General features: G+C 42.1%; 23 protein-coding genes. 14 read left to right on the top strand and 9 right to left on the bottom strand.

All coding sequences use genetic code 11. The features are described 5' to 3' along the window. Positions 1-17: 17 nt before the first annotated feature. Complete coding sequence (locus MOC09_RS02840) at positions 18-929, top strand: ketopantoate reductase family protein (protein WP_268361113.1); 912 nt, start codon at positions 18-20, stop codon at positions 927-929. Positions 930-958: 29 nt separating this feature from the next. Here MOC09_RS02840 and MOC09_RS02845 read toward each other — a convergent pair whose 3' ends face one another. The 3 genes from MOC09_RS02845 to mreBH all read right to left on the bottom strand — a co-directional run bounded on the left by MOC09_RS02845 (position 959) and on the right by mreBH (position 3,545). Further along, positions 959-2,191 carry an aminopeptidase gene (locus tag MOC09_RS02845; protein ID WP_268361115.1) on the bottom strand — a complete coding sequence of 411 codons (1,233 nt, stop codon included), beginning with the start codon at positions 2,189-2,191 and terminating at the stop codon, positions 959-961. A 111-nt stretch (positions 2,192-2,302) separates the two neighbouring features. After that, complete coding sequence (locus MOC09_RS02850; RefSeq protein ID WP_003238865.1) at positions 2,303-2,437, bottom strand: protein YkpC; 135 nt, start codon at positions 2,435-2,437, stop codon at positions 2,303-2,305. A 100-nt stretch (positions 2,438-2,537) separates the two neighbouring features. Then, the gene (mreBH, locus tag MOC09_RS02855; protein ID WP_268361117.1) at positions 2,538-3,545 is read right to left on the bottom strand and encodes a cell shape-determining protein MreBH; all 1,008 of its coding nucleotides are present in this window, start codon (positions 3,543-3,545) and stop codon (positions 2,538-2,540) included. A gap of 282 nt (positions 3,546-3,827) precedes the next feature. On the opposite strand from mreBH, the gene abhA reads away from it, so the two are divergent. From abhA to ade, 5 genes are all read left to right on the top strand, one after another. Continuing rightward, positions 3,828-4,106 (top strand): transcriptional regulator AbhA, encoded by a 279-nt coding sequence (gene abhA / locus MOC09_RS02860; protein WP_003244728.1) that lies wholly within the window; start codon positions 3,828-3,830, stop codon positions 4,104-4,106. A gap of 190 nt (positions 4,107-4,296) precedes the next feature. Next, complete coding sequence (gene kinC / locus MOC09_RS02865; RefSeq protein WP_268369487.1) at positions 4,297-5,583, top strand: two-component sensor histidine kinase KinC; 1,287 nt, start codon at positions 4,297-4,299, stop codon at positions 5,581-5,583. A gap of 15 nt (positions 5,584-5,598) precedes the next feature. Continuing rightward, on the top strand, positions 5,599-6,426 hold the full coding sequence (locus tag MOC09_RS02870; RefSeq protein ID WP_268361901.1) for a gamma-glutamylcyclotransferase: 828 nt from the start codon (positions 5,599-5,601) through the stop codon (positions 6,424-6,426). 71 nt (positions 6,427-6,497) lie between these two features. Continuing rightward, the gene (gene ktrC / locus MOC09_RS02875; RefSeq protein ID WP_003222311.1) at positions 6,498-7,163 is read left to right on the top strand and encodes a Ktr system potassium transporter KtrC; all 666 of its coding nucleotides are present in this window, start codon (positions 6,498-6,500) and stop codon (positions 7,161-7,163) included. Positions 7,164-7,320: 157 nt separating this feature from the next. Then, the gene (ade, locus tag MOC09_RS02880; RefSeq protein ID WP_268369489.1) at positions 7,321-9,054 is read left to right on the top strand and encodes an adenine deaminase; all 1,734 of its coding nucleotides are present in this window, start codon (positions 7,321-7,323) and stop codon (positions 9,052-9,054) included. Positions 9,055-9,085: 31 nt separating this feature from the next. On the opposite strand, the gene rnjA is transcribed toward ade, so the two are convergent. Then, positions 9,086-10,753 (bottom strand): ribonuclease J1, encoded by a 1,668-nt coding sequence (gene rnjA / locus MOC09_RS02885; protein ID WP_268367392.1) that lies wholly within the window; start codon positions 10,751-10,753, stop codon positions 9,086-9,088. A 5-nt stretch (positions 10,754-10,758) separates the two neighbouring features. Continuing rightward, positions 10,759-10,968: an RNA polymerase subunit omega 1 gene (gene rnpZA / locus MOC09_RS02890; protein WP_268361909.1), complete on the bottom strand. Its 210-nt coding sequence runs from the start codon at positions 10,966-10,968 to the stop codon at positions 10,759-10,761. Between the two features lie 384 nt (positions 10,969-11,352). On the opposite strand from rnpZA, the gene MOC09_RS02895 reads away from it, so the two are divergent. Continuing rightward, positions 11,353-12,126, top strand: coding sequence for a Cof-type HAD-IIB family hydrolase (locus MOC09_RS02895; protein ID WP_268369491.1), 774 nt, complete (start codon positions 11,353-11,355; stop codon positions 12,124-12,126). A 35-nt stretch (positions 12,127-12,161) separates the two neighbouring features. Here MOC09_RS02895 and def read toward each other — a convergent pair whose 3' ends face one another. Further along, positions 12,162-12,716 (bottom strand): peptide deformylase, encoded by a 555-nt coding sequence (def, locus tag MOC09_RS02900; protein ID WP_268361914.1) that lies wholly within the window; start codon positions 12,714-12,716, stop codon positions 12,162-12,164. 112 nt (positions 12,717-12,828) lie between these two features. Beyond that, positions 12,829-12,975: a YjcZ family sporulation protein gene (locus MOC09_RS02905; RefSeq protein ID WP_268361916.1), complete on the bottom strand. Its 147-nt coding sequence runs from the start codon at positions 12,973-12,975 to the stop codon at positions 12,829-12,831. A 213-nt stretch (positions 12,976-13,188) separates the two neighbouring features. Between MOC09_RS02905 and MOC09_RS02910 the strand changes: the two genes are divergently transcribed. The 5 genes from MOC09_RS02910 to lpdA all read left to right on the top strand — a co-directional run bounded on the left by MOC09_RS02910 (position 13,189) and on the right by lpdA (position 19,237). Then, complete coding sequence (locus tag MOC09_RS02910) at positions 13,189-13,860, top strand: YkyA family protein (RefSeq protein WP_268369493.1); 672 nt, start codon at positions 13,189-13,191, stop codon at positions 13,858-13,860. A 420-nt stretch (positions 13,861-14,280) separates the two neighbouring features. Then, positions 14,281-15,396 (top strand): pyruvate dehydrogenase (acetyl-transferring) E1 component subunit alpha, encoded by a 1,116-nt coding sequence (gene pdhA, locus MOC09_RS02915; RefSeq protein WP_003222294.1) that lies wholly within the window; start codon positions 14,281-14,283, stop codon positions 15,394-15,396. A 3-nt stretch (positions 15,397-15,399) separates the two neighbouring features. Next, positions 15,400-16,377, top strand: coding sequence for a pyruvate dehydrogenase complex E1 component subunit beta (pdhB, locus tag MOC09_RS02920; RefSeq protein ID WP_014113660.1), 978 nt, complete (start codon positions 15,400-15,402; stop codon positions 16,375-16,377). Between the two features lie 114 nt (positions 16,378-16,491). After that, positions 16,492-17,820: a pyruvate dehydrogenase complex dihydrolipoyllysine-residue acetyltransferase gene (gene pdhC / locus MOC09_RS02925; protein WP_003232311.1), complete on the top strand. Its 1,329-nt coding sequence runs from the start codon at positions 16,492-16,494 to the stop codon at positions 17,818-17,820. A gap of 4 nt (positions 17,821-17,824) precedes the next feature. Next, positions 17,825-19,237: a dihydrolipoyl dehydrogenase gene (lpdA, locus tag MOC09_RS02930; protein ID WP_003232309.1), complete on the top strand. Its 1,413-nt coding sequence runs from the start codon at positions 17,825-17,827 to the stop codon at positions 19,235-19,237. Between the two features lie 47 nt (positions 19,238-19,284). Here the strand turns inward: lpdA and slp are convergent, their stop codons facing one another. Beyond that, the gene (gene slp / locus MOC09_RS02935; protein ID WP_268361924.1) at positions 19,285-19,659 is read right to left on the bottom strand and encodes a peptidoglycan-associated lipoprotein Slp; all 375 of its coding nucleotides are present in this window, start codon (positions 19,657-19,659) and stop codon (positions 19,285-19,287) included. 417 nt (positions 19,660-20,076) lie between these two features. Between slp and MOC09_RS02940 the strand changes: the two genes are divergently transcribed. Continuing rightward, positions 20,077-20,196, top strand: coding sequence for a GapA-binding peptide SR1P (locus MOC09_RS02940; RefSeq protein WP_003232305.1), 120 nt, complete (start codon positions 20,077-20,079; stop codon positions 20,194-20,196). Positions 20,197-20,230: 34 nt separating this feature from the next. Here the strand turns inward: MOC09_RS02940 and speA are convergent, their stop codons facing one another. Beyond that, on the bottom strand, positions 20,231-21,703 hold the full coding sequence (speA, locus tag MOC09_RS02945) for an arginine decarboxylase (RefSeq protein ID WP_268369495.1): 1,473 nt from the start codon (positions 21,701-21,703) through the stop codon (positions 20,231-20,233). 184 nt (positions 21,704-21,887) lie between these two features. On the opposite strand from speA, the gene MOC09_RS02950 reads away from it, so the two are divergent. Next, positions 21,888-22,154 (top strand): UPF0223 family protein, encoded by a 267-nt coding sequence (locus MOC09_RS02950; RefSeq protein WP_268369497.1) that lies wholly within the window; start codon positions 21,888-21,890, stop codon positions 22,152-22,154. The last annotated feature ends 22 nt before the right edge of the window (positions 22,155-22,176 follow it).

The following is a 22,176-nucleotide window of genomic DNA, read 5'->3' on the forward strand; positions in this document are numbered from 1 at the left end:
TGAAAGGGGACCACAGCATGAAGTTTTTAGTTGTCGGAGCTGGAGGAGTAGGCGGATATATTGGCGGACGGCTTGCAGAGAAAGGTAATGATGTGGCATTTCTCGTGCGTCAAAAAAGAGCTGGGCAGTTAAAAGAAACCGGGATTGTCATTCATAGCGAAAAGGGGAATGTATCATTTCAGCCCTCACTTATCAGTGCCGGAGAAACAGGGCAGTTTGATGTTGTTATCATCGCTTCTAAAGCATATTCACTTGGTCAAGTGATAGACGATGTCAAACCGTTTATCCATCGCGAAACTGTCATTATTCCGTTTTTAAACGGATACCGGCATTACGAGCAGCTGTTCACGGCATTTTCAAAAGAACAGGTGCTGGGCGGCCTATGTTTTATAGAAAGCGCCTTAGACAGCAAGGGAGAAATTCATCATACGAGCGCATCGCATCGTTTTGTATTCGGAGAATGGAACGGCGAGCGTACGGAACGAATAACAGCGCTTGGAGAGGCATTTTCAGGCGTGAAGGCAGAAGTCATCATCAGCGGAAATATCGAGAAGGACATATGGAAAAAGTATCTCTTCATTGCAGCGCAGGCGGGGATCACAACGCTATTTCAACGACCGCTTGGCCCGATTCTCAAAACAGAAGGCGGACGTCACACGGCCAAAAAACTTATTGGGGAAATTGGCGCTATTTTACGAAAAGAAGGCGTTCCGGCTGATCCGAATCTTGAAGAAGAGAGCTTCCGGACGATGACAAGCATGTCTTATCATATGAAGTCCTCCATGCTTCGGGATATGGAAAACGGCCAAACGACTGAAGGTGACCACTTGCACGGATTTTTGCTTGAAAAAGCAAAACGTTTATCACTTGCAACGCCTATATTAGAAACCGTTTATGCCAATCTGCAAATGTATGAAGCGGAAAAATAAAAAGGAGGCGAAAAGCCTCCTTTTGTTGATTAAAAAGCCCAATTACCGTTTCTGAAGATAGGCTCTCTTTTTCCGTCTGCCGTAATTCCGTCGATATTCATATCCTTAGAACCAACCATAAAGTCCACGTGTGTGATGCTTTCATTTAAGCCTTCTTTGACAAGCTCTTCCCGAGACATCTGTTTTCCGCCTTCAATGTTAAAGGCATATGCGCTGCCGATCGCTAAATGATTTGACGCGTTTTCATCAAACAATGTGTTATAGAAAAGAATATTTGATTGTGATATAGGAGAATCGTAAGGAACAAGTGCCACTTCACCTAAATAGTGAGAGCCTTCATCTGTTTCCACCAATTCTTTTAAAATGTCCTCACCTTTTTCGGCTTTAATGTCGACTATACGGCCATTTTTAAACGTGAGGGTAAAGTTTTCGATAATATTTCCGCCGTAGCTTAGCGGTTTTGTGCTCGATACCACTCCGTCGACCCCGTCTTTTTGCGGCAGTGTAAACACTTCTTCTGTCGGCATATTGGCCATAAACTCATGGCCGCTTTCATTCACGCTTCCTGCGCCTGCCCAAACATGCTTTTTCGGCAGCTTAATGGTTAAATCAGTTCCTTTTGCTTGATAATGTAAAGCAGCGTAATGTCTCTCGTTCAAATGGTCAACTTTTTCATGCAGATTTTGATCATGTTTGATCCAAGCTTGAACCGGGTTATCTTCGTTTACGCGCGTTGCTTTGAAAATTTCTTCCCACAGAAGCTGAATCGCTTCCTCCTCTGATTTGCCAGGAAACACTTTCTGAGCCCAGCCCGCTGATGCCGCACCTACGACCGTCCAGCTGACTTTGTCCGATTGAATATATTGTCTGTATGTATGTAATGCTTCACCTGCTGCTTTTTGAAATGCAGCGATCCGCTTGGAATCGACACCCTTTAGTAAGTCCGGGTTAGATGACACAACAGAGATGAAAGCAGCCCCTTTTTTAGCAAGCTCTTCTCTTCCTTTTGCTTCCCATTCAGGATATTCTTCAAATGCTTCAAACGGCGCGAGTTCATATTTTAATTTGGCGACTTCGTCATCCTGCCAATTTACTGTTACATTTTTTGCCCCTTTTTCATATGCATGTTTCACTATTAAGCGGACAAAATCCCGTACGTCTGTAGAAGCATTTACAACTACATACTGGCCTTTTTGGACGTTTACGCCAACCTCTACCGCCAGCTGTGCATATGTATTTAATTTCTGTGAAAATGAATCCATAAATCATTCCTCCTCAAGCTTTTTTCTCATCATATCAAATATAATTCAATAAAGGAAAGAAAGGAGGCCAATGTGAAAAACCCAAAACAACATGTCTTGGGTTTTCCGGTTTTATGGATGATTCAGTTTTACAGTGCCGCCTGCAGGCGAATGGGGCATATTTGCCAAAGAAATGCTCATGCCTCCAAGAATGATTCCGCTTAAAATGGCTGCAATCGCTACTCTTCTTCCTAAATCTCTTAGCATCTGTTTCCTCCTTAACGTTTCTCCATTTCCCACAATATGAAGGGAGAGAGGAAAAAAGAAGCAAGAAATTTACTATATGTGAGATTTTTGCAGGAAAAGGCTATTTAATCGCTTTTTGAAGCTTATCGATCACTTCTAAAGAACGGCCTGTGCCGATTGCCACAGATTCAAGCGGATTTTGCGCAACGTGTACAGGAACTACAATTTCTTCTGTGAGCCATTCTTTTATCCCATTAAGGAGCGCGCCGCCGCCTGTTAAAATAACGCCACGGTCAACAATATCACCGCTCAATTCAGGCGGGCAGTCCTCAAGTGTAGCTCTGATGGCTTCAAGAATATGCAGGAGAGATTCACGCATGGCATCTTGAATTTCGTTAGATTGAAGCATAATGGTTTTTGGAAGGCCTGTCACGAGGTCGCGTCCCCGAATTTCCATTGCTTCGGGCACATGCTCAATCAGGGCGTGGCCAATTTCCATTTTTACCTGCTCAGCTGTACGCTCGCCGATCAGCAAATTATATTTTTTTCGGACGAAAGAAACGATATCCTCATCAAGCTGGTCTCCGCCGATTCTGATAGAGTGGCAGGAAACAACGCCGCCAAAGGAAATGATCGCGACCTCTGTCGTCCCTCCGCCGATGTCTACTACCACATTGGCAACCGGCTCATCAACCGGTAAATCCGCTCCGATTGCGGCAGCTACTGGCTCTTCAATTAAATGGACATTTTTCGCACCGCAGTTTTTCACCGCGTCACTGATGGCGCGGCGTTCTACTGCTGTTGATCCTGACGGTGTGCAAACGACGACGTTCGGTTTTCTGAACGTCATGCCGATGCTTTTTGCGGCTTTTTTCATAATATGCTTTAGCAAATCGGTTGTCATATCATAGTCTGCGATAACGCCATCCTTCATTGGTCTGACGGCGACAATTTTTCCCGGCGTTTTGCCGATCATGTTTTTTGCGTCAGTCCCGATTGCAAGGACTGCTTTTGTCGTTGTATCCACTGCGACAACAGATGGTTCATTTAAAATAATCCCTTTATTTTTGCTGTAAACAAGTATATTAGCTGTTCCTAAGTCAATCCCGATTTCAGTTGATTGAAACATGTTTTCACCCAATCTCTATCCTGATTTTATATGATTCTACATTTAAAGTTTCTAACAAATAAAGCGATTTGTGGGGGTGTGCGTCGGGAAAGAAATGTTTTTGTAAAAAATCATGGAACTGTGTAACAGAAGTAATACATTTTTCGGTTTTATGGAAAAAATATCTTGTGATTCTTATAGAAAGCGGGAAACTTTTTCTAAGTTTCGTACGTCTACGATATATTGAGGTACATCCTTAAATATTACATGAGAAAAGAAACATTTAAAGGAAGAAGGGTTTTTATGAAATCAATAGGTGTTGTAAGAAAAGTAGATGAATTAGGCCGTATTGTTATGCCCATAGAATTAAGACGGGCACTGGATATTGCTATTAAAGACAGCATTGAGTTTTTTGTTGACGGAGATAAAATTATTTTGAAAAAGTACAAACCTCATGGCGTTTGTTTAATGACCGGAGAAATCACGTCAGAAAATAAAGAATACGGCAACGGTAAAATTACGTTAAGCCCTGAGGGTGCACAGCTGCTCCTTGAGGAAATTCAAGCCGCTTTAAAAGAATAATACGATATTGAAAAAGGCGGAGCGATGCATCTCCGCCTTTTTTTGCGTGCCAATTTCTGATTACCGCCGCCTAAGATAGAACACCATGAACACCCGGTAATGAATGATTTGGGATACTTTACATATTTTACTCAATTATTTGTCGAAGAATGGTACAATAAGTAGAGAAACACAAGCGGCAGGTGGTCATATGAGAAAATATCAAGCGCGTATCATTTCCATCATCTTGGCAATGATTTTTATTATGTTTTGGGATTATTTATTTTATTTTATAGGCAAAAACCCGATTAATTGGCCTGTTGATATTGTGTATACTGCAGTCACGCTCGTAAGTGTCTGGATGCTGGCTTACTATGTAGATGAAAAACAGCAGCTGGTTAAGAAAATGAAGGATAATGAATGGAAGTATAAACAGCTCTCTGAAGAAAAAAACCGCATCATGGATAATCTGCAGGAAATCGTATTTCAAACGAATGCAAAAGGCGAAATTACATATTTAAACCAGGCGTGGGCATCAATAACGGGCTTTTCAATCAGTGAATGTATGGGAACGATGTATAATGATTACTTCATAAAAGAAAAGCACGTAGCCGACCACATTAACACCCAAATCCAAAACAAAGCGTCTTCTGGCATGTTTACCGCAAAATATGTGACAAAGAACGGCACGATTTTTTGGGGAGAAGTTCATTATAAACTTTACTACGACCGAGATGACCAATTTACAGGCAGCCTCGGTACAATGTCAGATATCACTGAGCGAAAAGAGGCTGAAGATGAGCTTATTGAGATTAATGAACGGCTGGCGAGGGAATCACAGAAACTGTCCATCACAAGTGAACTTGCTGCCGGGATTGCACACGAAGTCAGAAACCCTTTAACATCTGTCAGCGGTTTCCTTCAGATTATGAAAACACAATATCCGGACAGAAAAAGCTATTTTGACATCATCTTTTCAGAGATTAAAAGAATCGATTCGGTGCTCAGCGAGCTGTTGCTGCTTGCAAAACCGCAGGCGATCTCATTTAAAACGCATCAGCTCAATGAGATTCTGAAACAAGTCACGACATTGCTTGATACCAATGCTATTTTGTCCAATATCGTGATCGAAAAAAATTTTGAAGAGACAGACGGCAGTATCATTAACGGGGACGAAAATCAGCTGAAGCAGGTCTTTATCAATATCATTAAAAATGGGATTGAGGCAATGCCAAAAGGCGGTGTCGTAACCATTACGACTGCTAAGACAGCCTCTCACGCAGTAATCAGCGTCAAAGATGAAGGAAACGGCATGCCGCAGGAAAAACTTAAGCAGATTGGCAAACCTTTTTACTCGACAAAGGAAAAAGGCACCGGACTAGGACTTGCCATTTGTTTAAGGATCTTGAAGGAACATAACGGAGAATTGAAAATTGAAAGTGAAGCTGGGAAAGGCAGCGTCTTTCAAGTTGTTTTGCCTTTAACATCAGACGGCTGAGAGGGGAAAAATAAGATGAACTCGCTTCTGTTTGTATACGGGACATTAAGAAAACATGAAAAAGATCATCATTTACTTGCGCAATCGGCATGTATTAATGAACAGGCGAGAACGAAAGGATGCCTGTTTGCCGCAAATGAGGGGCCTGCAGCCGTTTTGGCTGGTGAGGGCTATATATGCGGCGAGGTATATGAAGCAGATGAATTATGTATACATAAGCTCGATCAATTTTTTCAAGGTTACCATAAACAAACGGTGCTTGCGGAAACAGATGGCGGGAACAAAAAAGCACTTGTTTATTTTATGAACAAAGACGATTGTACCGGCTTTCCGAAAATAAGCAGCGGCGACTGGAAAGAACATCAGATGATCAGCAAATCGCAAGATCCTGTTTATTATTTTGCCTACGGGTCCTGTATGGACAATGCACGTTTTCAAAAGGCTGGTGTCGATCATTATTTTCAAGATCCAGTGGGAAGAGCCGTTTTAAAAGGATACACAACCCGTTTCACGCTAAAAAGGGAAGACGGCTCAAGAGCGGATATGATGGAAGACGGAGGAATAACAGAAGGTATTTTATATCGTATCCCTTTTTCTGCGCTCTCCTACCTATACAAAAGGGAGGGTGTCGAATCACTTACGTATCGCCCGGCATTTGTAGATGTTGAAGCAGGCGGAAGGCGTTACACAGACTGCTTAACCTTTCTTGTTCTCCAAAAAGATGCGGAAACCGCCCCGCCTCAGCACTATCAGAGTGAAATTGAACGCGGAGCAGAGCTGTACTTATCACCGGCATTTGCTGAAAAACTCAAGCGGCATATGAATTCGCTGCCAAAAGGATAACGAGATTAACACTGTTACAAAAGAATATGATAAAATTTGATCAATATGATGTCAGGTAAAGGAGCATCACTATGAAAAAAGAATTTGCGGTAATTGGACTCGGCCGTTTTGGAGGCAGTATTTGCAAAGCATTAAGTGAAGAGGGCGTCGAGGTTATGGCGATGGATATTGATGAAGATAAAGTCAACGAGTATGCCAAGATCGCATCTCACGCCGTTATCGGTGATTCAACAGATGAATCTGTCTTAAAAAATTTAGGCCTGCGAAATTTTGACCATGTCATTGTTGCAATTGGAGAAAATATCCAAGCGAGTATTTTAACGACTCTTATTCTGAAAGAGCTGGGTGTCCATACAATTACAGTTAAGGCCCAGAACGATTATCATGAAAAAGTGCTGTCTAAAATCGGTGCGGACCATATTGTCCACCCGGAACGCGATATGGCGAAACGAATTGCGCATAACATCGTGTCCAACAATGTACTTGATTATTTGGAGCTTTCTGAGGAGCATAGTCTTGTTGAAATCGTAGCCAACAGCCGCCTTGCCGGAAATACGCTTCTTGATTTAGATATCCGTGCGAAATACGGCATTAATATCGTAGCCATAAAAAGGGGCAAGGAAGTCATCGTATCGCCGCTTGCAACTGAAGTCATACATCAAGAAGATATTCTCATCGTCATTGGATCGGTTACAGACATTTCCCGCTTTGAAAAAAGAGTTCTTCATACAAAATAACAGTAAATCAAGCCGTCCGGAAAGGGCGGTTTTTTAAATATTATCAGAATATAACAACTTTAATGAAATGAGCGCCAATTTCTTAAAATTTTATTGACTAAGCATAGGCGTTCCGATAGCATATTGTACCATATAATAAAAAAGAGGAGGGGCCTATTTGAATAAAGAAACGCTGGTCAATAGGCTGAACGCTTCAGCCCGAAGACAAAAAGCTGATCTCGTCATTAAGAACGGAAAAATCATGGACGTATTTAACCAAGAGTGGATCCATGAAGATATTGCGATTACAGATGGAGTCATTGTAGGCCTCGGCGAGTATGAAGGCGAAAAGACCATTGATGCAGAGGGAAAAATGATTGTTCCGGGTTTTATTGATGGACATGTACATATTGAATCATCAATGGTTACACCAATTGAATTCGCTAAAGCGGTATTGCCGCATGGAGTGACGACAGTTGTTGCCGATCCGCATGAGATAGCGAATGTGTCCGGTGACAAAGGGATTGCCTTTATGATTGAACAGGCTCGGCAAACACCGCTGAATATTCATTTTATGCTTCCCTCAAGTGTGCCGGCCGCAAGCTTTGAGCGATCAGGCGCAGTACTCAGAGCTGCCGATTTAAAGCCTTTTTATGGAGAGGAAGAGGTTTTGGGGCTGGCTGAAGTCATGGATTATGTGTCGGTTCAGCAGGGTGAAGACGATATGGTTCAGAAACTGCTCGATGCCCGTGTTGCAGGAAAGCGGATTGACGGCCATTTAGCCGGTTTATCAACAGATCTCATTAACATTTATAGAACGGCATTTGTCTTAAACGATCATGAAGTAACAACGAAGGAAGAAGCTCTTGATCGTATTAGAAGAGGCATGTATGTCATGATGCGTGAAGGATCAGTTGCAAAAAACACTCAAAAAGTGCTTCCCGCGGTGAATGAAAAGAACGCGCGCCGTTTCTTTTTCTGTACAGATGATAAGCATGTGGATGATTTATTGTCAGAGGGAAGTGTAAATCATCAAGTGAAAATGGCAATTCAAGCTGGGCTTGACCCGTTTTTAGCCTATCAATTAGGAAGCCTTAATGCAGCCGAATGCTACGGGTTAGATACAAAGGGAGCGATTGCCCCTGGTTTTGACGCTGATTTGCTCTTTGTTTCTGATCTGGAAAACGTCACTGTCACAATGACAATGGTAAAAGGGCAGACTGTTGCTGAAGGCAGTAAAGCAGTATATCAAGATAGCGCTCAAGCTGCAATTCCAGAACCGGCACTGCTCCATTCAGTTAAGCTTGCTGGTCCTCTTACAGAACAGAATTTTCACATGCCAATCAATTCAAATCAGCAAATCAATGTGATTCAAATCATTCCAAACCAGCTTGAAACACGATTGGTACATGTTCCGGCTCCTGATGCACGCATTTTTGAAGCTGACACTGACCTTGATTTGTTGAAGATCGCAGTTGTTGAGCGGCATAAAGGATTAGAAGAAACCGGACTTGGTGTTGTGAAAGGATTTGGATTCAAGAGCGGAGCGATTGCCACAACCATTTCGCACGATTCCCATAATATTATTGCCGTCGGTACAAATGATGCCGATATCGCGGCTGCAGTTAATAAGCTGCAGGAAATGGGGGGAGGATTAACGATAATCAAAAATGGAGAAGAGCTACATTCGGTTCCGCTGCCGATTGCAGGGTTATTATCCGACCAATCCGCGGAACAGGTAAATGAGAGCTTGCTGGCGCTGCACGATAAATTACCGTTCATCGGTTTCACAGGCGGGTTTAATCCATTTTTGACGCTTTCGTTTTTAGCTTTGCCCGTCATTCCTGATATTAAAATGACGACAACAGGATTATTTGATGTAAAGGCATTTCAGCATATTTCACTGCAATAAAAAAGATGCACTCCCAAGAGTGCATCTTTTTTTAAACCTCCATAATGATCGGAAGGATCATCGGACGGCGTTTTGTTTTTTCGTATAAGAACGGCGCAAGTGTATCTGTAATCTCGTTTTTGATTTCAGACCATTGAGTCGTTTTTCGTTCCATTACTTTTTGTAAGTGGTTTGAAATGAGCTCTTGGGCGTCATTGATCAAGTCGCCAGATTCTCTCATGTACACAAACCCTCTGGAAATCAAATCAGGTCCTGCTGAAATCTTAAAGTCGTCCATGTCAATGCTGACAACCACGATAACAAGTCCTTCTTCAGAAAGGATTCTGCGGTCACGAAGCACGATATTGCCAATATCACCAATGCCGCTTCCGTCAATGTAGACTGAACCGGATGGAATTTTGCCGGCAACTGAAGCTTCATCGCCTTTAAGAGCCAACACTTCACCATTGTCCATGATAAAGCAGTTTTCTTCAGGAATGCCGCAATCTGTTGCAAGCTTGACATGCATCTTTTGCATTCTGTACTCACCGTGAATCGGCATGAAGAATTTAGGCTTGATTAAACGAAGCATCAGCTTCTGTTCTTCCTGTCCGCCGTGTCCTGATGTATGGATATCATTAAGTGGTCCGTGAATGACCTCGGCCCCCGCACGATACAACTGGTTGATTGTACGGCTTACGCTGATTGTGTTGCCTGGGATTGGGGATGAAGAAAATACGACAGTATCCCCAGGATTGATTGAAATCTGGCGGTGTGTGCCGTTTGCAATTCTTGATAGCGCCGCCATCGGCTCCCCTTGGCTTCCTGTACATAAAATTGTTACTTTATTGGCAGGCATACGATTGATTTCGTTATGCTCAATAAAGGTATTTTTAGGACAGTTAATATATCCGAGAGTTTGTCCGATTTCAATAGCCGATTCCATACTGCGTCCAAATACGGCAACTTTTCTTCCGTTTAATACAGCAGCTTCAATTACCTGCTGCAAGCGGTGAATATTCGACGCAAATGTAGCGAAGATAATTCGGCCGTCCACCTTGCGGAAAATGTCATGAATGCTTTCTCCGACACGGCGTTCAGACATGGTGAATTCCGGGTTTTCACTGTTTGTGCTGTCTGAAAGGAGGCACAAAACGCCTTCTTTGCCGATTTCGGCCATTTTCGTTAAGTTTGCCGGCTCGCCGACTGGAGTAAAGTCGAATTTGAAATCTCCAGTATGTACGATGTTTCCTGGCGGCGTCTTAACAACGATACCGTAAGAGTCCGGAATACTATGTGTTGTTCTGAAAAATGACACAGCCGTTTTGCGGAACTTTACGATATCATCCTCACCGATAATATTCAGTTTCGTTTGTCTTAATAATCCATGCTCTTCAAGTTTATTCCGAAGTAAGCCGATCGCGAGTTTACCGCCGTAAACAGGAATATTTACTTGTCTGAGCAGGTATGGAATACCGCCGATGTGGTCCTCATGCCCGTGGGTGATAAAAAGACCTTTAATTTTATCTTCGTTTTTGACTAAATACGTGTAATCAGGGATAACGTAGTCAATGCCGAGCAGTTCGTCCTCGGGAAACTTGATCCCTGCATCAATCAGTACAATTTCATCCTGAAATTGCACCGCGTACGTATTTTTACCGATTTCGCCCAACCCTCCGAGGGCGAAAACAGCAGTCTGATCATTTTTTACAAATTTCATACCGCTCATAACTCCAATACTTTAAAATTTTCGCTCTGTTGCTCATATTCTAAGAATGCACCATCAACAGGTGTAATAAACTCAATATTCAATTTCTTTTCTTTCAGCTTTGTTCTGACGTCACGCTCAGATACGCCTTCAATATAAAGTGAATCTGTCTTTTCCCGAACAGGTACTTCGTCAGCCTTTTCTTGATAAAATACCTTATAAATCATCCAAATCTCTCCTTAAATGCCGTATGTTAGACTCGCTCATTCTATTATATTCGAAAACGGAATATAAGGAAAGCCTTGAGCAAAATAAGGACCTATCGAAAAGTGAAAGATCCCTTGTCAGGCAATCGCTTTCTTGCGAAGCATTCCGTTCCATTGTCTTCTGAGTTTCTTTCTTAATTTGCGCAGCATTAGTTAGTCCCTCCTTTCATTACATACTTGCCCCAGAGTTGTTTTATACAAATAGTATACGAAGATTGAGGAAGACTTTTCGTGGTTATTAATGGAATCTATTGTGCTTTTTAAACGAAATAGTTTGCTGAATGGCAATCTTTCTGTATGATGAGGGTGGGAATTGCAGATCAAGATGATAAAGGGGAAGTTACGATGAATTCAAAATTAATTTTTTTTGATATTGACGGTACGATATATGATCATGACAAGAATATACCGGAAAGTACGAGAGAAACGATTGCAGAGCTGCAGCGCCAAGGACATCATGTGTTTATTGCCAGCGGACGGTCTCCGTTTATGGTTAAACCGATTTTGGAGGAGCTGGGCATACACTCGTTTATTTCCTATAATGGGCAGTATGTTGTCTTTGAAAATCAAGTGATTTATAAAAATCCGCTGCCTGAAGAGGCAATCAGACGATTATTACAGCAAGCGGGAGAGGGGAAACATCCTGTTGTGTTTATGGCTGAAGACACGATGAAAGCGACTGTTGCAGATCACCCTCATGTTTTAGAGGGAATCGGCAGCCTGAAAACCGATTATCCGGAAACTGATGACCTTTTCTATGAAGGAAAAGAAATATTTCAGCTTCTATTATTTTGCCAGGATGAAGAAGAAAAAGCTTATGCCGCTTTTCCTGAATTTGATCTCGTGCGCTGGCATGAACTTTCGACTGATGTACTGCCTCACGGGGGCTCAAAGGCGGAAGGAATCAAAAAAGTGATCGAGCGTCTTCCGTTTGATATCAGCGATACATATGCATTCGGCGACGGATTAAACGATCTGCAAATGATTGAATATGTCGGGACAGGCGTAGCTATGGGAAATGCTGTTCCTGAATTGAAAGAAATTGCGGACTTTGTCACGAAGCCGGTAGACGAAGATGGAATTGCGTACGCTGTCAAAGAATTAGGCCTTTTAAAATAAAGAAACGGCTGGCACTGTGCCAGCCGTTTTTTCGTTTAGCGCTCAATCGCGATTGCATTTTCAGGTTCTTTGAAAGGGTTCTCCTTATCAATATGATCATAGAACATAACGCCATTCAAATGATCAATCTCATGCTGAAATACAATAGCCGGAAATCCTTTTAAACGAATATCAATGTTTTCTCCTTCAAGGGTTGTTCCTTTTACCCTGATGCGAGCATAGCGGGGAACATACCCAGGGATTGCTTCGTCAACAGACAGGCAGCCCTCGCCGCTTGTTAAGTAGCTTCTTTCAACTGAATGGCTGACGATCTTAGGATTAAACAAAGCATAGCTGTATAACTTTCCGGCAGCATCCTCTGCATGAACGGCGATCATTCGTTTTTTGATATTAATTTGAGGAGCTGCGAGTCCCACGCCTGGACGCAGCTTGTATTTTTCGGCTAATTCCGGATCTTGGCTGTTTTTAACAAATTCAATCATGTCGGCCAGCTGCTGTTTTTCTGCATCAGTCGGAGGCAGGTTAACAGGTTCGGCTGTCTCCCTTAGTGCTGGATGGCCGTCACGTACGATGTTTTCCATAGTAATCAAGAAACTTCACTCCTAAAGCTTAATATGTAAATTATATCGGATTTCCTCACAAAGGTGCAACGAACGAATGACCAGCCGCAGATGGCTGGTCAAGTTCAGTGCTGTGCGATTATTAACAGCCTCCGCCTAAATAAGCAGCTCCAACAATGATTAACAGAATGAATAAAACAACGATGAGCGCAAATGTGCGGCCGTAGCCATATCCATAACCGTAACCACCATAACTGCAGCAGCCTCCGCCGTAACCATATCCATACATATTGCAAAACCTCCTCTTTTAATTACGCCAGAGCCTTTATCAGTAGGCATAGCGTCTACTATAACCTATGTAAAAACAAAAAAGTTGTATGGTCATCTGTCCTGCTTTTTCACTTTTTTGATTTGATTTCAGAGTTGAATTCATACAGTACAGCTATTGTCAAATGCCTCCATGAATTCTATAGTAGGAATTGTCAAGATTGGGGGATTTAACGTGAAAGACGCAAAAAAACGGCGGCATGGAATGAAAATCGGAGCCTTTTGTGCTGTGACGCTGTTATTATCAGGTTGTATAGGGAAGGACCCGGTTGATTCAATGCATCACTCATTAGAAAAAGCTGCGGAATCGGAAAAGCCGTTTCAAGAAGAACAGAAAAAGCTTGAAGAATTAGAGGCGAAAGAAAATCAGCTTTATGATGATGTCATGAAGCTCAATATGGATGATTATAAAAAAATTGTTGCTTTATCTAACGAGGCGCTTGAAAACGTCAGCAAGCGCGAAGAACATTTGAAGATTGAAAATGACAGCATCAAAAAATCAGAAACAGAATTTGAGGAAGCAAAAACGTCCGTTGAAAAAATCAAGGATAAGCGCATAAAAGAAAAAGCTGATACCGCAGCAAGCCATATGGAAAAAAGGTATTCATCATATAGCTCTATGTATGAAGAATATCAAAATGCGCTTCAGCTTAATAAAAAGCTGTATAAGCAACTGAAAGAGAAAGACTTGACCCGAGACGATTTGGATCAGCAGATCGAAAAAGTCAATGCATCTTATGAAAAGGTCCTTAAATATAGCGGGGAGTTTAATGAACAAACAGAAAAATATAATAAAGCCCGGGAGGATCTATATGATGCTGCTGGCTATCAAGTGAAAAAGAACTGACTTTGAACAGCTCTTTTTTTTCATAATTGGGAGGCAATTTTGTTCAAAATTTTCATTTCTATTGTAGTACAGTATGGTGATGTATACTAGTACAGTTTTGAACACAGTCGGCATCCTTTTTTAAAAGGAAAATGTAAAGCGAATACATTTATTGAAAATCAGCGATGAAAACGATTGACGGTTCTTCTTTATTTGGTGTAAACTAATCCATGTTAAGCGGTGTTGTATTAGTTTTTTACAACTTCGAAATAATACAGTTCAGAGCAGAGTGTAACTATCCTACATAAAAGGTTTCGGCAAACTGGGGATCGGCTAAATATATACGACTTACTGCTGATACTTTAGGGTACCCTAAGTTTGTATGTATAAAAGGAATGCACGTCTAATGACTGTTTAAAAGAAAGGAAGAGGTGACTTAGTATGGCTGCAAAAACGAAAAAAGCTATCGTTGACAGTAAGAAGCAATTTGATGCCATTAAAAAGCAGTTCGAAACGTTCCAAATTTTAAATGAAAAGGGAGAAGTCGTGAATGAAGCGGCGATGCCTGATTTAACTGATGATCAATTAAAAGAGCTCATGCGCCGCATGGTATTTACGCGTGTGCTTGATCAGCGCTCTATCTCATTAAACCGTCAAGGACGTCTCGGATTTTACGCTCCTACTGCGGGTCAAGAAGCTTCTCAGATTGCAACGCATTTCGCGCTTGAAAAAGAAGACTTTGTTCTTCCTGGATATCGTGATGTGCCTCAGTTAATTTGGCACGGCCTTCCATTATATCAAGCGTTTCTTTTCTCTCGCGGACATTTCAGAGGAAACCAAATGCCTGATGATGTGAATGCCCTTTCTCCACAAATCATTATCGGTGCCCAATACATTCAAACTGCCGGTGTTGCGCTAGGTCTTAAAAAACGCGGCAAGAAAGCTGTTGCAATCACTTACACTGGTGACGGCGGAGCTTCACAAGGGGACTTCTACGAAGGAATTAACTTTGCCGGCGCTTATAAAGCACCTGCCATCTTCGTTGTACAAAACAACCGTTATGCGATTTCAACTCCGGTTGAAAAACAATCAGCGGCTGAAACAATTGCACAAAAAGCTGTAGCTGCCGGTATTGTCGGCGTACAAGTAGACGGAATGGATCCGCTTGCTGTATACGCTGCAACTGCTGAAGCACGCGAGCGTGCAATCAACGGCGAAGGCCCGACACTTATTGAAACACTTACATTCCGTTACGGCCCGCACACAATGGCTGGTGACGATCCGACTAAATACCGCACAAAAGAAATCGAAAATGAGTGGGAACAAAAAGATCCGCTTGTACGCTTCCGCGCGTTCCTTGAAAACAAAGGCTTATGGTCTGAAGAAGAAGAAGCAAAAGTAATTGAGGATGCGAAAGAAGAAATTAAGCAAGCAATCAAAAAAGCTGATGCTGAGCCTAAACAAAAAGTAACTGATTTAATGAAAATCATGTACGAAAAAATGCCTCACAACCTTGAGGAGCAATTTGAAATTTATACACAGAAGGAGTCGAAGTAAGCCATGGCGCAAATGACAATGATTCAAGCAATCACGGATGCGTTACGCACAGAACTGAAAAATGACGAAAATGTCTTAGTTTTCGGAGAAGACGTTGGTGTAAACGGCGGCGTATTCCGTGCGACAGAAGGATTGCAAAAAGAATTCGGTGAAGACCGTGTATTTGACACGCCACTTGCTGAATCTGGTATCGGCGGTCTTGCCCTTGGTTTAGGCTTAAACGGCTTCCGTCCGGTAATGGAAATCCAATTCTTCGGATTTGTTTACGAAGTAATGGATTCAGTTTCTGGCCAAATGGCTCGTATGCGCTACCGTTCTGGCGGACGCTGGACTTCACCTGTAACAATTCGTTCTCCATTCGGCGGCGGTGTTCATACTCCTGAACTTCACGCTGACAGCTTAGAAGGTCTTGTTGCACAACAGCCTGGTATCAAAGTGGTTATTCCATCAACTCCTTACGATGCCAAAGGACTTTTAATTTCTGCAATCAGAGACAATGATCCTGTTGTCTTCTTAGAGCATATGAAGCTTTACCGTTCTTTCCGTCAGGAAGTTCCTGAAGAAGAATACACAATTGAGCTTGGCAAAGCTGACGTGAAACGTGAAGGTACTGATCTTTCAATCATCACTTACGGCGCAATGGTTCATGAATCATTAAAAGCTGCTGAGGAGCTTGAAAAAGACGGCATTTCTGCTGAAGTTGTCGACCTTCGCACAGTAAGCCCGCTTGATATCGATACAATCATCGCATCTGTAGAAAAAACAGGGCGCGCGATTGTGGTTCAAGAGGCGCAAAAACAAGCCGGTATTGCTGCAAACGTAGTAGCAGAAATTAATGACCGTGCGATCCTGAGCTTGGAAGCACCTGTACTTCGCGTGGCTGCGCCTGATACAGTATTTCCTTTCTCTCAAGCAGAAAGCGTATGGCTTCCAAACCACAAAGACGTTCTTGAAACAGCAAGAAAAGTACTTGAATTTTAATCAAATTGCATAATCGAGAGGGAAGATGAACGTTTTCCCTCTATTATATATCTGTTTTCAATGCTTACGATGTAAACTTTAAAATTGCTTAATCAAACTAGGAGGTCGAGAACTGTGGCATTTGAATTTAAACTTCCAGATATCGGGGAAGGTATCCACGAAGGCGAAATCGTAAAATGGTTTGTCAAGCCTAACGATGAGGTTGACGAAGATGATGTACTGGCTGAAGTCCAAAATGATAAAGCAGTAGTAGAAATTCCTTCACCTGTTAAAGGAAAAGTATTAGAATTAAAAGTTGAAGAGGGAACGGTTGCAACTGTTGGACAAACGATCATTACGTTTGATGCACCTGGTTACGAAGATCTTCAATTTAAAGGTAGCGATGAGTCTGACGATGCGAAAACTGAAGCACAAGTTCAGTCAACTGCAGAAGCTGGACAAGACGTTGCGAAAGAAGAGCAAGCTCAAGAGCCTGCAAAAGCTACTGGCGCAGGACAGCAGGATCAAGCTGAAGTTGACCCGAACAAACGTGTGATCGCTATGCCTTCTGTACGTAAATATGCTCGTGAAAAAGGCGTAGACATCCGTAAAGTTACTGGTTCAGGCAACAACGGACGTGTTGTAAAAGAAGATATCGACAGCTTTGTAAACGGAGGAGCGCAAGAAGCTGCACCGCAAGAAACAGCTGCACCACAAGAAACAGCTGCTAAACCGGCTGCTGCACCTGCTCCAGAGGGCGAATTCCCAGAAACACGCGAAAAAATGAGCGGTATCCGTAAAGCAATTGCAAAAGCGATGGTTAACTCTAAACACACAGCTCCTCACGTAACGTTAATGGATGAAGTGGACGTAACAAACCTTGTTGCACATCGTAAACAGTTCAAACAGGTTGCTGCTGATCAGGGAATCAAGCTGACTTACTTGCCTTACGTTGTAAAAGCTCTTACATCTGCACTGAAAAAATTCCCTGTTTTAAACACGTCAATTGACGATAAAACAGATGAAGTAATCCAAAAACATTACTTCAACATCGGTATCGCTGCTGACACTGAAAAAGGCTTGCTTGTACCGGTTGTGAAAAATGCAGATCGTAAATCTGTCTTTGAAATTTCTGATGAGATCAATGGCCTTGCAACAAAAGCTCGTGAAGGCAAGCTTGCTCCAGCTGAAATGAAAGGCGCATCTTGCACAATTACAAACATCGGTTCTGCCGGCGGACAATGGTTCACTCCGGTTATCAACCATCCAGAAGTTGCGATTCTTGGTATCGGACGTATTGCAGAAAAAGCGATTGTTCGTGATGGCGAAATCGTAGCAGCTCCAGTCTTAGCTCTTTCTCTCAGCTTCGACCACCGTATGATCGACGGAGCAACTGCGCAAAATGCATTAAATCACATCAAGCGTTTACTGAACGATCCACAATTAATTTTAATGGAGGCGTAATGTTATGGTAGTAGGAGATTTCCCTATTGAAACAGATACTCTTGTAATTGGTGCGGGACCTGGCGGCTATGTAGCTGCCATCCGCGCTGCACAGCTTGGACAAAAAGTAACAGTCGTTGAAAAAGCAACTCTTGGAGGCGTTTGTCTGAACGTTGGATGTATCCCTTCAAAAGCACTGATCAATGCAGGTCACCGTTATGAGAATGCAAAGCATTCTGATGACATGGGAATCACTGCTGAGAACGTAACTGTCGATTTCACAAAAGTTCAAGAATGGAAAGCTTCCGTTGTAAACAAACTTACTGGCGGTGTAGCAGGTCTTCTTAAAGGCAACAAAGTAGATGTTGTAAAAGGTGAAGCTTACTTTGTAGACAGCAATTCAGTTCGTGTGATGGATGAGAATTCAGCTCAAACATACACGTTCAAAAATGCAATCATTGCAACTGGTTCTCGCCCTATCGAATTGCCAAACTTCAAATATAGTGAGCGTGTCCTAAATTCAACAGGCGCTTTGGCTCTTAAAGAAATTCCTAAAAAGCTCGTTGTTATCGGCGGCGGTTACATCGGAACTGAGCTTGGTACTGCGTATGCAAACTTCGGAACTGAGCTTGTTATTCTTGAAGGCGGAGATGAAATTCTTCCAGGCTTCGAAAAACAAATGAGTTCTCTTGTTACACGCAGACTGAAGAAAAAAGGCAACGTTGAAATCCATACAAATGCGATGGCTAAAGGCGTTGAAGAAAGACCAGACGGCGTAACAGTTACGTTTGAAGTAAAAGGCGAAGAAAAAACTGTTGATGCTGATTACGTACTGATTACAGTAGGACGCCGTCCAAATACTGATGAGCTTGGTCTTGAGCAAGTCGGTATTGAAATGACGGACCGCGGTATCGTAAAAACTGACAAACAGTGCCGCACAAACGTACCTAACATTTATGCAATCGGTGATATCATCGAAGGACCGCCGCTTGCTCACAAAGCATCTTACGAAGGTAAAATCGCAGCAGAAGCTATCGCTGGAGAGCCTGCAGAAATCGATTACCTTGGTATTCCTGCAGTTGTCTTCTCTGAGCCTGAACTTGCATCAGTTGGTTACACTGAAGCACAGGCGAAAGAAGAAGGTCTTGACATTGTTGCTGCTAAATTCCCATTTGCAGCAAACGGCCGTGCGCTTTCTCTTAACGAAACAGACGGCTTCATGAAGCTGATCACTCGTAAAGAGGACGGTCTTGTGATCGGTGCGCAAATCGCCGGCGCAAGTGCTTCTGATATGATTTCTGAATTAAGCTTAGCAATCGAAGGTGGCATGACTGCTGAAGATATCGCAATGACAATTCACGCTCACCCAACATTGGGCGAAATCACAATGGAAGCAGCTGAAGTGGCAATCGGAAGTCCGATTCACATCGTAAAATAAAGCTTATATCAAAAAACAGCCCTCGCTTAAAGCGGGGGCTGTTTTATTTATTTTGTCAGCACGTGCTGTAATGGCTTAATGATGTCTTCTTTCTTTTTCACACATCCCTCGATTTTCACCACGACATGGCGCTGATCAACAACCATCAGGGTAGGGACGGTTTCAATCTCATCTTCCCAGCCTTCTTTGTTATCATAGACCTTCATTTTATCTATTTGCTCAGGATAATCCTTTTCTAAATCAAGCAGTGCATCGTAATATGGCGCTTCCTGGTCAATTTGGTTTTCATCAGAAAAAAACAAGATTTGTGTATGATGAATATTGTCAATCCGGCTTTTTTTCATGGGATTGATGGTGGAAAGCGTACAGCCCGATAAAGCAAATACTATTATCAGTATGGGGAATACCGCGCGATATCGCATCTATCTTCTCCTCTGTATAAACAATAGTAAACTAGTTTTAGTTTATCATGAGAGGCGGCTTAAACTGCTTCTTGTTACCTAATTGTTATATAATTGAAACCGTTTTTAAAGTGAGATACATATCATATTCATCGTTTAAAATACCGACCTGGGGGTATATCACATTTATCTCTGTGTTTTCAATGAAAATTCAAAAAACATGAAATTTCAATATGTGTTTTGGCATATGTATCGATTAAAGCTATTGCATTGAAGAAGCTATTATGTGATGAAAAATAAAAAATGAGCCATATATAAGTGTATCTAAATTAAATGTGTTATACAATTTAGTGTTGACATTTTAAATGTGACATATTAATATAATAGCAACAAAAGAAATTAAGCGTTTTCAAATTTCAAAGAAATGGGGAATGAGAGATGGGTACGATTGTTTGTCAAGATTGCAACGAAGCCATTCATTACTTTGAAGATGAGAAAGTGACAACATTATACGGAACATGCTGCGGACAATGTCAATGTCCTGTAGATGAAGAGTAAAAAAGCATGCGGCTATTAGCCGCATGCTTTTTATTTATTGAATCGCTTTTTGTTCTTTGATGACCCGGATCATGTTCAAAGTCGAGTCCTCAGGTCCTTGAACAGGGAGACCTGCGTCAAGGTTTTTGAAAATGTAGCTGATGTTTTCTTCTGTAATAATCTCACCTGGAATGAAGATTGGAATACCAGGCGGATATACCATGACAAATTCAGCGATAATCCGTCCCGCTGCTTCTTTTAAGGGGATGACTTCCGTATTTGCATAAAATGCATCACGCGGAGTCATTGCCAATAAAGGAATTTCCGGAAGAAGAACCTCAGTTTGCTGATGTGTTACATCCTGTTCTGACATTTGATGTGCGATCTCTGCTAAAGCCTCTACAAGACGGTCTGCATCGTTTTGGCTGTCACCAGGAGTGAAAATACACAAAATATTATATAAATCAGAAAGCTCCACTTCGATATTAAAAGATTCACGAAGCCATTTTTCAACGTCATGACCTGTAAGTCCAAGGTTTTTAACAGAGATAATCAATTTTGTCGGATCGTAGCTGTAAGCTGCTTTCGAACCGAGGATCTCAGCACCGACACAATAAATGCCTTCAATCTGATTGAGGCGATCTCTTGTCTGGTTAGCAAGCTTCAGTGTCTCCTCAGCAAGCTGATGGCCTTCTGTTGCAAGGCGTTTTCTGGCAACATCCAGAGAGGAGAGAAGCAAGTAAGATGTTGACGTTGTTGTCAGCATGCTTAGGATGGATTGCACTCTGTCTTTAGATACAAGGCCATCTTTCATGTTTAAAATAGAGCTTTGTGTCAGTGATCCGCCCAGTTTGTGGACGCTTGTCGCTGCTATGTCTGCTCCTGCCTGCATGGCTGAAAGTGGCAATTCGTCATGAAAATGAATATGAACGCCGTGTGCTTCATCAACAAGCACCGGCACATCAAACGAATGAGCGAGTTCTACAATGCTTTTTAAGTCGGCTGCAACACCGAAATATGTCGGGTTAATGACAAGAAGCCCTTTTGCATCCGGATGCTCGGTAAGCGCCCGTTTAGCAGATTCAAGTGTAATGCCGTGGGAGATACCTAATTCATTGTCAATTTCAGGATGAATAAAGATTGGGACAGCTCCGGAAAATACAATAGCTGTCATGATTGATTTGTGCACATTTCTTGGAATAATAATTTTATCTCCAGGTCCGCAAACAGCCATAACCATTGTCATAATGGCGCCGCTTGTGCCTTGAACAGAAAAAAATGTGTGATCCGCGCCAAATGCTTCAGCCGCCAGATCCTGTGCTTGTTTAATGATGCCTTTCGGCGCGTGCAGGTCATCTAATGGTTCAATATTGATTAAATCTATGCTTAATGCGTTTTCACCGATAAATTGTCTGAATTCTGGGTCCATTCCTGCCCCTTTTTTATGGCCGGGAATGTGGAATTGAACAGGCTGTCTGCTTGCATGCTTTTTCAGTCCTGTGTATAAGGGTGTTTCATGTTGCGACAATTGTTTTCCCACCTTTGTAATCATACCTATGCATAATAGTGTGTATTAAAATCCGTTTCTCAACCGTTTTTTAGACGTAAAACAAATGAATTATATTATGAACTTGAAAGAATGTAAAGAACAATTTATGATCAAATGAAGATGCTTTCTGTTTAGGGAAGCTAATCTATAAGGAGTGAAGAAAATGGAATACCAATATCCGATGAATGAAGATTGGACAACTGAAGAAGCAGTGGATGTGATTGCGTTTTTCCAGCAGGTTGAGCTTGCGTATGAAAAAGGCGCAGATCGTGAAGAACTGCTTAAGGCTTATCGCCGTTTCAAGGAAATTGTACCGGGCAAGGCCGAGGAAAAAAAGCTGTGCAGCGAGTTTGAAGAACAAAGTACATACTCTCCTTATCGCACGGTCAAACAAGCAAGAGAATCTGAAGACGTGAAGATTAAGATGTAAAAAAAGAGCAAGGAGAGATCCC

Origin of the sequence: Bacillus sp. N12A5, assembly GCF_026790125.1 — a bacterium.
In the GTDB taxonomy this organism is placed as follows: Bacteria; Bacillota; Bacilli; order Bacillales; family Bacillaceae; genus Bacillus.

Excerpts from the sequence above, each read along its gene's own strand:
- MOC09_RS02840 (WP_268361113.1), top strand. The coding sequence starts at position 18 with ATGAAGTTTTTAGTTGTCGGAGCTGGAGGAGTAGGCGGATATATTGGC.
- MOC09_RS02845 (WP_268361115.1), bottom strand. The coding sequence starts at position 2,191 with ATGGATTCATTTTCACAGAAATTAAATACATATGCACAGCTGGCGGTA.
- MOC09_RS02850 (WP_003238865.1), bottom strand. The coding sequence starts at position 2,437 with ATGCTAAGAGATTTAGGAAGAAGAGTAGCGATTGCAGCCATTTTAAGC.
- mreBH (WP_268361117.1), bottom strand. The coding sequence starts at position 3,545 with ATGTTTCAATCAACTGAAATCGGGATTGACTTAGGAACAGCTAATATA.
- abhA (WP_003244728.1), top strand. The coding sequence starts at position 3,828 with ATGAAATCAATAGGTGTTGTAAGAAAAGTAGATGAATTAGGCCGTATT.
- kinC (WP_268369487.1), top strand. The coding sequence starts at position 4,297 with ATGAGAAAATATCAAGCGCGTATCATTTCCATCATCTTGGCAATGATT.
- MOC09_RS02870 (WP_268361901.1), top strand. The coding sequence starts at position 5,599 with ATGAACTCGCTTCTGTTTGTATACGGGACATTAAGAAAACATGAAAAA.
- ktrC (WP_003222311.1), top strand. The coding sequence starts at position 6,498 with ATGAAAAAAGAATTTGCGGTAATTGGACTCGGCCGTTTTGGAGGCAGT.
- rnjA (WP_268367392.1), bottom strand. The coding sequence starts at position 10,753 with ATGAAATTTGTAAAAAATGATCAGACTGCTGTTTTCGCCCTCGGAGGG.
- rnpZA (WP_268361909.1), bottom strand. The coding sequence starts at position 10,968 with ATGATTTATAAGGTATTTTATCAAGAAAAGGCTGACGAAGTACCTGTT.
- MOC09_RS02895 (WP_268369491.1), top strand. The coding sequence starts at position 11,353 with ATGAATTCAAAATTAATTTTTTTTGATATTGACGGTACGATATATGAT.
- MOC09_RS02905 (WP_268361916.1), bottom strand. The coding sequence starts at position 12,975 with ATGTATGGATATGGTTACGGCGGAGGCTGCTGCAGTTATGGTGGTTAC.
- pdhA (WP_003222294.1), top strand. The coding sequence starts at position 14,281 with ATGGCTGCAAAAACGAAAAAAGCTATCGTTGACAGTAAGAAGCAATTT.
- pdhB (WP_014113660.1), top strand. The coding sequence starts at position 15,400 with ATGGCGCAAATGACAATGATTCAAGCAATCACGGATGCGTTACGCACA.
- lpdA (WP_003232309.1), top strand. The coding sequence starts at position 17,825 with ATGGTAGTAGGAGATTTCCCTATTGAAACAGATACTCTTGTAATTGGT.
- slp (WP_268361924.1), bottom strand. The coding sequence starts at position 19,659 with ATGCGATATCGCGCGGTATTCCCCATACTGATAATAGTATTTGCTTTA.
- MOC09_RS02940 (WP_003232305.1), top strand. The coding sequence starts at position 20,077 with ATGGGTACGATTGTTTGTCAAGATTGCAACGAAGCCATTCATTACTTT.
- MOC09_RS02950 (WP_268369497.1), top strand. The coding sequence starts at position 21,888 with ATGGAATACCAATATCCGATGAATGAAGATTGGACAACTGAAGAAGCA.